The organism is Bacillus sp. FSL K6-1006, from assembly GCF_038593175.1.
GTDB classification, from domain to species: Bacteria; Bacillota; Bacilli; order Bacillales; family Bacillaceae; genus Bacillus; species Bacillus safensis.
The window spans coordinates 2228059-2239169 of sequence record NZ_CP151970.1 but is presented as its reverse complement, the minus strand read 5'-3'; the positions used below and the strand labels follow the sequence as shown (position 1 = coordinate 2239169).

16 protein-coding genes are annotated in these 11111 nt (G+C 42.7%); 13 read left to right on the top strand and 3 right to left on the bottom strand.

Annotated features, from left to right (window positions below; translation table 11 throughout):
* Positions 1-33: 33 nt before the first annotated feature.
* Complete coding sequence (locus NSS65_RS11530) at positions 34-414, bottom strand: rhodanese-like domain-containing protein (protein WP_024422963.1); 381 nt, start codon at positions 412-414, stop codon at positions 34-36.
* 219 nt (positions 415-633) lie between these two features.
* Between NSS65_RS11530 and NSS65_RS11525 the strand changes: the two genes are divergently transcribed.
* From NSS65_RS11525 to NSS65_RS11515, 3 genes are all read left to right on the top strand, one after another.
* Positions 634-1470, top strand: coding sequence for a biotin/lipoate A/B protein ligase family protein (locus NSS65_RS11525; protein ID WP_034280239.1), 837 nt, complete (start codon positions 634-636; stop codon positions 1468-1470).
* An 85-nt stretch (positions 1471-1555) separates the two neighbouring features.
* Positions 1556-1990 (top strand): transcriptional regulator MntR, encoded by a 435-nt coding sequence (mntR, locus tag NSS65_RS11520; RefSeq protein WP_024422961.1) that lies wholly within the window; start codon positions 1556-1558, stop codon positions 1988-1990.
* Positions 1991-2094: 104 nt separating this feature from the next.
* Positions 2095-2970: a patatin-like phospholipase family protein gene (locus NSS65_RS11515; RefSeq protein WP_024422960.1), complete on the top strand. Its 876-nt coding sequence runs from the start codon at positions 2095-2097 to the stop codon at positions 2968-2970.
* On the opposite strand, the gene NSS65_RS11510 is transcribed toward NSS65_RS11515, so the two are convergent.
* Both NSS65_RS11510 and NSS65_RS11505 read right to left on the bottom strand, forming a co-directional pair.
* Positions 2967-3362 (bottom strand): SA1362 family protein, encoded by a 396-nt coding sequence (locus NSS65_RS11510; protein WP_034280242.1) that lies wholly within the window; start codon positions 3360-3362, stop codon positions 2967-2969. The two genes, NSS65_RS11515 and NSS65_RS11510, sit on opposite strands and share 4 nt — an antisense overlap.
* Before the next feature lie 38 nt (positions 3363-3400).
* Entirely contained in the window at positions 3401-4357 is a 957-nt protein-coding gene (locus NSS65_RS11505) for a DUF1385 domain-containing protein (RefSeq protein WP_101676876.1), read from the bottom strand.
* A gap of 223 nt (positions 4358-4580) precedes the next feature.
* On the opposite strand from NSS65_RS11505, the gene NSS65_RS11500 reads away from it, so the two are divergent.
* From NSS65_RS11500 to spoIIIAE, 10 genes are all read left to right on the top strand, one after another.
* Positions 4581-5108, top strand: coding sequence for a YqhR family membrane protein (locus NSS65_RS11500; protein ID WP_101676877.1), 528 nt, complete (start codon positions 4581-4583; stop codon positions 5106-5108).
* Between the two features lie 108 nt (positions 5109-5216).
* Positions 5217-5660 carry a type II 3-dehydroquinate dehydratase gene (gene aroQ, locus NSS65_RS11495; protein ID WP_034280247.1) on the top strand — a complete coding sequence of 148 codons (444 nt, stop codon included), beginning with the start codon at positions 5217-5219 and terminating at the stop codon, positions 5658-5660.
* Positions 5657-6718, top strand: a complete 1062-nt coding sequence (locus NSS65_RS11490; RefSeq protein WP_111926465.1) for a Xaa-Pro peptidase family protein — start codon at positions 5657-5659, stop codon at positions 6716-6718. The genes aroQ and NSS65_RS11490 overlap by 4 nt, the downstream gene beginning before the upstream one ends.
* A 25-nt stretch (positions 6719-6743) precedes the next feature.
* Positions 6744-7301, top strand: coding sequence for an elongation factor P (gene efp / locus NSS65_RS11485; protein ID WP_024422954.1), 558 nt, complete (start codon positions 6744-6746; stop codon positions 7299-7301).
* A 170-nt stretch (positions 7302-7471) separates the two neighbouring features.
* Complete coding sequence (locus tag NSS65_RS11480) at positions 7472-7753, top strand: YqhV family protein (protein WP_024422953.1); 282 nt, start codon at positions 7472-7474, stop codon at positions 7751-7753.
* A 66-nt stretch (positions 7754-7819) separates the two neighbouring features.
* Positions 7820-8743, top strand: coding sequence for a stage III sporulation protein AA (spoIIIAA, locus tag NSS65_RS11475; protein ID WP_024428002.1), 924 nt, complete (start codon positions 7820-7822; stop codon positions 8741-8743).
* A complete protein-coding gene (gene spoIIIAB, locus NSS65_RS11470) occupies positions 8737-9252 on the top strand; it encodes a stage III sporulation protein SpoIIIAB (protein WP_024428003.1) in 516 nt (171 codons plus the stop codon). Before spoIIIAA ends, spoIIIAB begins: the two co-directional genes overlap by 7 nt.
* A gap of 19 nt (positions 9253-9271) precedes the next feature.
* On the top strand, positions 9272-9478 hold the full coding sequence (gene spoIIIAC / locus NSS65_RS11465; protein ID WP_003153142.1) for a stage III sporulation protein AC: 207 nt from the start codon (positions 9272-9274) through the stop codon (positions 9476-9478).
* The gene (spoIIIAD, locus tag NSS65_RS11460; RefSeq protein ID WP_111926467.1) at positions 9475-9888 is read left to right on the top strand and encodes a stage III sporulation protein AD; all 414 of its coding nucleotides are present in this window, start codon (positions 9475-9477) and stop codon (positions 9886-9888) included. The genes spoIIIAC and spoIIIAD overlap by 4 nt, the downstream gene beginning before the upstream one ends.
* 19 nt (positions 9889-9907) lie before the next feature.
* Positions 9908-11101, top strand: a complete 1194-nt coding sequence (gene spoIIIAE / locus NSS65_RS11455; protein ID WP_061109344.1) for a stage III sporulation protein AE — start codon at positions 9908-9910, stop codon at positions 11099-11101.
* Positions 11102-11111: the final 10 nt, after the last annotated feature.

Below are 11111 nucleotides of genomic sequence, written 5' to 3'. Positions count from 1 at the left end.
TCAGGGGGAATCATGCTCCCAGAGTCTTTTTAGTTAGTTCTTCGTTTTAATGCGGCCGCCCCATTTTTTAAAGCCGCCTTTTAAATTATAAATCTCACGGCAGCCATTTTTACGTAAAGTTTGGGCTGCTTTTCCGCTTCTAAAATTATTTTGACAATAGAGATAAACAGGCTTGTCAGGACGTATTTCGTTTTTACGCTGCTTTAGCTGGGAAAGGGGGATATTTCTTGCCCCTAAAATATGTCCGCCTTCAAACTCATTTGGCTCTCTCACATCAATGAGCTGGGCTTTGCGGTAACCTTTAATAAATTCTTCTTCCGTCAGCGTTTTCATAATGCGCTGCTGATAAATGTAGCTGCCGATGGAATAAAGAACGAAAAGTCCACAAAGTGAGAGGACGATATAGTTGAATATTGACAATACAACTCGACTCCTTCTTGAGCATCAGCACAGTAGCCTGTCTGATGGTACGTTTTAGACAAATACTATTATAGTAAAGCATAAGAAACTTGTCATCATAAATGGTAAGAATTATTTTCAATTCCGTCCCTATTTGATAGACTGATGAAGAGAGAAAACCGGTGGTCACCACCATCATCTAACATTGACTACGTAAAAGAGAAGGGATTTTATATGCAAAAAGAGAAATGGTGTTTCATTGATTCAGGAAACCAAGACCCTGCCTTTAACATGGCAATGGACGAAGCTTTGCTTTATTGGCATAGTGAGAAGCTCATCCCGCCTGTTATCCGCTTTTATGGATGGGATCCGGCGACATTATCTGTTGGGTATTTTCAGAACGTTGAAAAAGAAATCAACCTAGAAGCCGTCAAGCGATATGGTCTTGGATTTGTCCGCAGACCAACCGGAGGACGGGGAGTACTTCATGACCAGGAGCTGACCTACAGCGTGATTGTGTCAGAGGAACATCCAGAAATGCCAGCGACGGTGACAGAGGCGTACCGCGTTATTTCAGAAGGCATTTTAGAGGGCTTTAAAGAGCTGGGACTCGATGCGTATTTTGCCATTCCTCGTACAGATAAAGAAAAGGAAAGCTTAAAGAACCCAAGATCATCTGTATGCTTTGATGCCCCTTCTTGGTACGAGCTTGTTGTAGAAGGCAGAAAGGTAGCGGGCAGTGCTCAGACGAGACAAAAAGGTGTCATCCTCCAGCATGGATCTATTTTAATTGATCTTGATGAGGACAAATTGTTCGATTTGTTCCTTTATCCAAACGACCGGGTGAGAGAGCGGATGCAGCGAAGCTTTAAAAACAAAGCGGTTGCCATCAATGAAATCTCAGACCGAACATGTACAATAGACGATGCGCGTGCTGCGTTTAAAAGAGGGTTTGAAAAAGGATTAAATATTGAGCTTGAACCTTATGAGCTGACAGATGAAGAATTAGCGTTTGTCCATCATCTCGCAAAAACGAAATATGCCTCAGATGATTGGAATTACAAGCGTTAAGCCGATGGACACTCCTTGTTTTTTAATGAACGATGGTGTAGAATTGGGTTGATTATTAAGTAAAGGTGCATTATGGAGGGGTTTTATGACTACACCTAGTATGGAAGATTACATTGAACAAATTTATATGCTGATAGAAGATAAAGGATATGCCAGAGTCTCTGATATTGCAGAAGCACTCGCTGTCCATCCCTCCTCTGTAACAAAAATGGTTCAGAAGCTAGATAAAGATGAATACCTCATTTATGAGAAGTATCGTGGTCTAATTTTAACCCCGAAAGGCAAAAAAATTGGAAAACGTCTCGTATACAGACATGAACTGCTAGAGCAATTTTTAAGAATCATTGGTGTAGATGAAGAGAAAATTTATGATGATGTAGAAGGCATTGAACATCATCTCAGCTGGAACAGCATTGACCGCATCGGCGATCTCGTTCAATTTTTTGAAGAAAACGATGAGCGATCTGTTCAGCTGAAAGCGATTCAAAAGAAAAACGAACAAACAAATCAAGAATCTTAATCAAAAAGGACACCCTCAGCATGGGTGTCCTTTTTGATTAAAGTTCTAATTGAAAGCAAAAGCTCCTACACTATTATTAGCGTGAAATCAAAGGGGGCTCCTTGATGAAGATAGATGGTGTGTTCTCAGGTGGAGGCATTAAGGGGGCAGCGCTTGCAGGTGCCTATGAAGCGCTTGAAGCGAGAGGATTTCAATTTGTCCGTCTTGCTGGTACAAGTGCTGGAGCAATCATTGCTTCACTCATCGCAGCAGGTTTTACAAGCCAGGAAATTCGAACGCTTTTAGATGAAATGGATGAGCATCAATTGCTTGATAGGAGATGTCAATTCATCCCGTTTAAAATGCTCAGGTGGGTATCCATTTACTGGCGTCTCGGTCTTTATAAAGGAGACCGGCTGGAAAAATGGCTGACCGATGTGCTAAAACGAAAAGGGGTCACCGTGTTTGGAGACCTCAAAAAAGATTCACTGAAAATCGTTGCGTCCGATTTAACGAATGGAAAAATCCTCGTGCTGCCAGACGACCTTCCTTCATATGGCTTAAATCCAGAGCGGTTTTCCGTGGCGAGGGCTATTCGAATGAGCTGCAGCCTGCCGTATTTTTTCGAACCTGTCAAACTGAAGTCATCAAAAGGCATTTGTACCATTGTAGATGGAGGAGTGCTGAGCAATTTTCCAATATGGCTGTTTGCTGAAGAGAAAAAAAGACCGTTCGTCGGTGTCACATTAACGCCAAACGAAAAAGAACGCCCTCAACACTCCATCCGCAATGCGTTTGAACTGTTTGGCGCTCTTTTTGAAACGATGCGTGGTGCTCATGACGAAAGACATATCGCCACAAAACACGAACGTCATATTATTTTTATTCCTGTAGAACACGTCATTGCCACTGATTTTCAACTCATGACAGAAAAGAAAAAGGCGCTCGTCGATCTAGGCAGACAGAAGGCCGAGCAATTTTTAAAAAGCTGGACATTTTAAAATAAGGCGCGATTCTTCTTTTTGTTTTTCTTGCCTTCAATCACAGTCAAATGTGTTTGGCTTTTCTTTTTGAGAAGGACGGGCTTAGACTTGTGGTCAGTCGGCACGCTTCGCAGATGAGTGACCCGATTTTTCATCTGGCTTTTCGTTTTTGGCTTAGGCTGCTGGTAGCGACGTTTTGATTGTTTGACTGCTTTACGATAAAGATTACCCTCTGTTCCAGTTCTTCGATTCATCAGCCATCTAAATAGGAAAAATAGAGCCGCTCCAACGATCACAACAGACAGCAGCATGGTAAAAAGTCTGCCTGGGTTCGTTGTGAGTAAGTACACAAACCCCAAAACACCTAAAGCGAAAATAATGGTAAAAGCAGGATGTACTCGGCGATTCATAACTGTCCACCTCCGAAGGAATTTACCGGATTTATAAGTTAGATCACTTGATGAGCAGAATCTGACGCTTGTTTCAGTGACGCTTCCTCTAAACGAAGAAGTTCATTAAAACTTGCAATGGCTACCTCGACTTGATCGTCAGAAGGTTCTTTTGTTGTGAGCAATTGCAGCCAAAGGCCAGGATAGCCAAGCACTTTAAGCACAGGCACTTCTCGGAGTTTGTTCGTGAGCTGAAGCACTTCAAATGAAATGCCCAGAACAACCGGAATAAGTGCCAAGCGGTTCAGAACTCTCACCCATAAAGGATCTGTCGGTACGAGTAAATAGACGAACATCCCGACAATGACAGTGAATAAAATAAAGCTGCTGCCGCATCGATAATGCAGGCGGGATTGCTTTTGGACATTTTCCACTGTGATGTCAAGGTTCTGTTCATAGCAGTTTATGACTTTATGTTCTGCCCCATGATATTGAAATACTCTTTTAATTAAAGGGGTCATGGAAATAAAGTAAATATAGCCTAATAAAAGGATCAATTTGAAGAATGTTTCCACTGCGATTTGTGCGAAATTCCCTGAAAAAATGGGGCGCACAAGCTCTGCTAAAAAGACAGGTACCAGGGTAAAGACAAATTTACTAAAGAGTAGAGAGAGAACTCCGATCACAGCAATGCCGAAGATCATGGATAATTTCGAGCTTTTTTGTTCCTTTTCAAGAGTATGATCTTCAGAAGGATCTAAGTCATATCGCTCACTGGAGAAGTTTAAGTGCTTACTGCCGTTTGCGCTTGCTTCAACAAGTGCAGCAACACCCCTGACAAAGGGGATTTTCTTGAGAAAGGCGGTTCGTTTATTGGAGGTCCGGGGAAGCTTCAAAAACTCAATGGACTGGTCCTTTCGCCGAATCGCTGTCACATAGTTCTTCTTACCACCGAACATGACACCTTCGACAACTGCCTGCCCTCCATAAGCTGGAGGTTTTGTTTGATTGGACATATTTCATCAACCTGCCTGTTTCCTGTAATTTACATGCATTTCCTTATACCTTTATTGTACAGGAAATGAGGGGAAATCACTAGCTCACAGGTCGATTATCTACTAGAATTCTATCTACCTCTTTTTAGCCAGTATACCCTGTTTTAAAAATTTTACACTCACGCATGGAAATCCTTTTTTTTCATGACATTTTGGACATACTACTTGCTGGAGGTGTTCACAAATGAAACGTGATGAAAAGAAAAACCAAGAAGAAAAAAATCAGTCCGTGCAAACGACTTCACTTGTGGCAAGAGCGGCTGCTACAGGCTTTGTCGGCGGTGTTTTTTGGGGCTTTATCGGGTTTCTGACCCATGTGTTTCATTTTTCAGAGGTGAGTCCCAATATGCTGCTTCAGCCATTTGTGCTTGGAGAATGGAAAAAGGGAGGACTTGGTACTTTTATCAGTATTGTGCTGTTAGGAATTTTATCGATTGGAGCCGCCTTTATTTATTTTGGGCTTTTAAAAAGGATCAAAGGCTTTTGGATGGGTTTAGTATATGGCGGGCTTTTATGGCTGCTCGTTTTTTACGTATTTAATCCCATTTTCCCAGATGTAAAGCAAGTACAAGAGTTGCAGCAAAGCACCATTGTCACGACATTTTGCCTATATATTTTATACGGCATGTTTATCGGGTACAGCATTTCGTTTGAATATAATGAATTGACGAGTCAGAAGCTTGCGAGGGCACTCGGGAAAAAGACAGAATAAAGTGTAAATCACCTATTCATATGATAAAATATTTTTGGAAACGAAAGGTTTCTAAGGAAAAAGAAACAGATCTCGATATAGATTGAATTAGGGTGAAGGAGTGGTCATATGCCTCATTTTCTTGTACTAAATGGACCCAATTTAAATAGGCTTGGCAAAAGAGAGCCTGCTGTTTATGGAAGTAAGACGCTGACAGATTTAGAGACGGATTTGTTCCAGTTTGCAGAACGAGCAAACATCCAATTAACGTTCTTTCAATCAAATCACGAAGGGGATTTGATTGATGCGCTCCATGAAGCAGAAGATCAGTACGATGGTGTCGTGTTTAACCCGGGTGCATTTACCCACTACAGCTATGCGCTGAGAGATGCCATTGCAAGTATTTCTTTATCAGTCATTGAAGTACATATCTCAAATGTTCATAAGAGAGAGGAATTCCGTCATCATTCTGTACTTGCTCCAGTATGCCAAGGGCAAATCGTTGGGCTTGGCTTAGAAGGGTATAAATTGGCGATTCGTTATTTAGTCAGTGAAGGGGGAGCAGTATCATGAAACTTGAAAAACTAAGAACACTTTTAAGTGAATTAGAGATCGATGGCCTTGTCATTACAAGCAGTTTTAATTTACAGTATATGACCAGTTTTACCGGATCAGCCGGTCTTGCTGTCGTTTCAAAGGACCGGGCAGCTTTTATCACGGACTTCCGCTATACAGAGCAAGCGAAGGACCAAGTCAAAGGCTATGACATCATTGAACATAAAGGAAACATTGTGGAAACGGCTGCTCAAACGGCAAAGGAATTTGGAGTGAAACGCCTTGGGTTCGAACAAAACCATATGACATTTGCCACGTACCAGCAGTACGCAGCCAAAGCAGGCGGTATAGAGCTTGTTCCAGTCTCTGAATCAGTTGAAAAGTTGCGCTTGATTAAGTCTAGTGAAGAGATTAAGATATTAGAGGAAGCTGCGAAGATTGCAGATCACGCCTTTGATCATATTCTCACTTACATCAAGCCGGGCCTGACGGAAATTGCTGTCATGAACGAGCTTGAATTTTTCATGAGAAAAGAAGGTGCTGAAGGATCTTCATTCGATATGATAGTGGCCTCAGGTGTTCGTTCAAGCCTGCCTCACGGAAGAGCGAGTGAAAAGGTGATTGAATCTGGTGATTTAGTGACACTCGATTTCGGTGCTTACTATAAAGGCTATTGTTCTGATATGACAAGAACGATTGCTGTCGGAACACCAAGCGACAAGCTAAAGGAAATTTATCATATCGTATTAGAAGCAGAAAACGCTGGTGTGGATAGAATCAAGCCAGGCTTAACAGGAAAAGAAGCTGATCGCATCACACGAGACATCATTGAAAAGTATGGCTATGGTCAATACTTCGGGCATTCAACCGGACACGGGCTAGGTATGGAAGTACATGAAGCGCCAGGCCTTTCCTCACGATCAGAGGTCGTCTTAGAAGAGGGAATGGTCGTCACAGTTGAGCCGGGGATTTACTTGCCAGATGTCGGCGGCGTGAGAATTGAGGATGATATTGTCCTGACAGCTGAAGGCAATAAACGATTGACCCACTCACCGAAAGAACTTATCATATTATGATGGTGAAATGTAGGAGGATGACAAAATGATTTCAGTAAACGATTTTCGTACTGGCCTGACAATTGAAGTGGACGGCGGTATTTGGCGAGTAGTGGATTTTCAGCACGTAAAACCAGGGAAAGGCGCAGCGTTTGTTCGTTCGAAACTGCGTAACCTGCGTACAGGTGCCATTCAAGAAAAAACATTCCGCGCAGGCGAAAAAGTAGCGAAAGCTCAAATCGAAACAAAAACAATGCAATACTTGTATGCAAATGGCGATCAGCATGTCTTCATGGATACAAGTTCTTATGAGCAGCTTGAACTAAGTGAAGCACAAATTAAAGATGAGCTGAAATATTTGCTTGAAAATATGTCTGTTCAAATCGTGATGTACGGTGCTGAAACACTTGGAGTAGAACTTCCAAACACAGTAGAACTAGAAGTAGTAGAAACAGAGCCTGGTATTAAAGGTGACACAACATCAGGCGGCTCAAAACCTGCAAAAACTGAAACTGGTTTAATCGTCAACGTTCCTTTCTTTGTGAACCAAGGAGATAAACTAGTGATTAATACATCTGACGGCTCATACGTTTCAAGAGCGTAATGAACGAAAAAAGACTGTAAACCTCGTGTTTACAGTCTTTTTTTATTGGAAAAATGACTCCTCAAGGCAGGCCTTCTCTCAATTCTCTCATTCATCTCTCTTCCTTCCTGAAAAACAAGACTACTTCCAGCTGGTCAAGCATATAGTGTAAAAAAAGCTGGAGGTTCTATATGAAACAATTTCTCCCAGGTCTACACCCGTCAGTCGCTGCAATGGCAGGCATGAGATTCTTATCCGCCGCCATTGAACTGACGGCAGCCATCCTTATTTTAATCACAAATGATGTACGGAAAGCGGTAGTCATCAATAGTATATTGGCAATCATCGGGCCGCTCATTTTTATTATCACGATGACGATTGGAATCTATCAAATTGCCGGGCAGCTATCCTATGCAAAGCTCGTGTTCATTTTCATTGGTGTCGTGTTTATTCTTGTTGGGATCTATAAGTGAAACAGCTTGGCATAATTAACGGCTCATATCATACATTTTAGAGAAGAAAAAAAGGAGGGGAATTCGTTGCGGAGTTTGTTGGATATTCTCCCGCACTCGATTGGACAAGAACTCAGGCTGCTGAAAGAGGCAGAATGGGCGCAAATAGAAGAAATCCGCATTCGCACGGATCGTCCTATTGAATTAATGCAGGGAGGAAAACCACGTTTCCTTTCTTATCACACCACCTGGGAAGATGCGTCTCAGCTATTAGGCAGGCTGAGCAATTACAGCATGTACACACTTGAGGAAGAGCTAAAACAGGGCTATATCACCATATCTGGCGGACACCGGGTGGGACTTGCAGGAAAGGTGATCGTTGAAAACGGATTCGTCAAAGGGTTAAGAGATATCTCTTCATTTAATATCCGCATTGCCAAAGAAAAAATCGGGATTGCGCTTCCTTTTCTTCCTTATTTATATGAAGAGCATTGGCACAATACACTCATCATTGGTCCCCCGCAAACGGGAAAAACCACATTGCTCCGGGATATAGCACGTCTTGCTAGTACAGGCACAAAAACCATTCCTCCTAGAAAAACAGGCATTATTGATGAGCGTTCTGAAATCGCCGGATGTATCAGAGGGGTGCCGCAGCACCATTTTGGCCACCGGATTGATGTACTCGATGCATGTCCAAAGGCTGAAGGATTGATGATGATGATTCGGTCTATGAGCCCAGAGGTCATGATTGTCGATGAAATCGGAAAAAGTGAGGATGTAGAGGCACTTTTAGAAGCGATTCATGCCGGAGTTAATATCATCGTCTCAGCTCATGGATATTCACTTGAAGATGTATATAAACGACCTTCATTTAAACCGTTATGGGAGCTTCGTGTGTTTGAACGATATGTTGAATTAAATCGAAACAATGGGCCTGGCACGATCGGGCGGATGTACGGCGGGGACGGCCAAGAGATGAAATGGAGGCGGGGAGTGGACGTATGTTAAAGCTCATTGGCGCTATTTTCATTGTCGCGGCCACGACATGGGGAGGATTCGAGTTTGCCAAACGATATAGCGACAGACCTAAACAAATTCGGCAGCTGCGGTTTGCTCTCCAGTCTCTTGAAGCTGAAATTATGTATGGTCAAACCCCTTTAGCACGGGCGGCAGAGCAAATTGCAGCGCAGGTAGGTCCACCTGTGAATCAGCTGTTTGAACAATTTGCAGAAAAGCTGAAAGTGGGGACCTTTTCTGCACGCCATGCATGGAACGAAAGTCTTGAAGATGTTTGGAAAAAAACCGTATTAAAAAAAGGCGAATATGAGGCGTTGAAGCACTTTGGAGAAACACTTGGCCAGCATGATGTCACTTCTCAGCAAAAGTATATCAAGCTTGCTTTAGGTCATTTGGAATCAGAGGAGAAAGAAGCTGAAATCGCCCAAGCGAAAAATGAAAAAATGGTTAGAAGCCTCGGGTTTTTAAGCGGATTACTACTGATTCTTTTATTGATGTGAGAGGAAGGGAGTCGAGAGCATGGGCGTTGATGTAAACGTCATTTTTCAAATTGCCGGAGTAGGCATCGTCGTGGCCTTTCTCCATACGATTTTAGACCAAATGGGGAAGAAAGAGTACGCTCAATGGGTGACGCTGCTTGGGTTTATCTACATTTTGTTTATGGTGGCAACCATTGTAGACGATTTGTTTAAAAAGATTAAAGCCGTATTTCTATTTCAAGGATAGGGGAGGGCTTACAAATCGAAATCATACAAATTGTTGGACTTGGTTTAATCGCTACTTTTTTAGCATTAATCGTCAAAGAACAAAAGCCAACCTTCGCCTTAATGCTTGTTGTGTTTACCGGATGTGTCATTTTTCTTTATTTAATTGATCAAATCTATGCCATTATCTCGATGATTGAAAAAATTGCAGCAAGTGCGGGCGTCAATATGAAGTATGTTGAAACCATATTGAAGATTATTGGCATTGCCTATATTGCGGAATTTGGCGCTCAGCTGACGAAGGATGCTGGACAAGGCGCCATTGCATCCAAAATAGAGCTAGGCGGCAAGATCCTCATCTTGGTGATGGCAGTCCCGATTTTAACAGTCATCATTGAGACGATCTTAGGAATGATCCCGTCCATGACGTAAATGAAAAGAGGTGATGACAATGAAGCAGGTGACCGCTGTAATGGGATTGATGCTTTTCTTTTGGCTGATTGCTCCGCATGCAGGAGCAGAAGAAAAAGAACCTTTATCTAATGAACAGCCAGCAGCACAGGAAGTGGCGAATGGACAGGCTGATGCACTTGAGCTTCATTCCATCAGTGACTTTTGGGAAACCATTTTGGACGAGTATGGCGGCTTTTTGCCAGAAAGCCAAAAGGGCACAGTGAAGGAAATGATTGACGGCGATAAAGAGCTGTCTCCCCAAACATGGCTGAAAGCCTTTGTACATTATCTGTTTCACGAGGTCATTGCAAACGGAAAGCTCCTAGGTACTCTGATTTTACTCACCATCTTTTGTTCGCTTTTGCAGCTTTTACAAAATGCATTTGAACAAAGCACCGTCAGCAAAGTCGCATATGCTCTTGTTTATATGGTGCTGATTATTATTGCACTCAACAGCTTTCATGTGGCGATTTCCTATGCCACAGAAGCCATTCAAACGATGACCAGTTTTATTCTTGCTCTTATTCCTCTTTTACTAGCGCTTATTGCTTCATCAGGCGGGCTTGTCTCAGCCGGATTCTTTCATCCCGTTATTTTATTTTTAATGAACACGAGCGGTGTTTTCATTCAGTATGTCGTTCTCCCGCTCATCTTTTTATCTGCAATATTGAGCATTATCAGTACGCTGACCGAACAATACAAGGTCACCCAGCTTGCCCAGCTGTTAAGAAATGTGGCAATTGGCGGGCTTGCCGTTTTTTTAACCGTTTTTCTCGGCGTCATTTCCGTTCAGGGTGCATCTGCGGCCGTTACGGATGGAATCGCTCTTCGTACAGCCAAATTCATTACCGGAAACTTCATCCCTGTCCTAGGCAGAATGTTTACAGATGCGACCGATACCGTGATCAGCGCCTCTGTTTTACTCAAAAATACAGTCGGACTAGTTGGGGTTGCCATTTTGATTTCAATTGCCGCTTTCCCGGCGATTAAAGTACTTTCGTTAGCCCTTATCTATAAGCTTGCTGCTGCCATCCTTCAGCCGTTAGGGGGCGGACCCATCATCAGCTGTCTTGATGTCATTTCAAAAAGTGTGCTGTATATATTTGCCGCACTTGCTGTTGTGTCGCTCATGTTCTTTTTAAGCATTACCGTCATCATCACTGCGGGTAACCTGACCATGATGATGAAGTAAGGAGGGGACA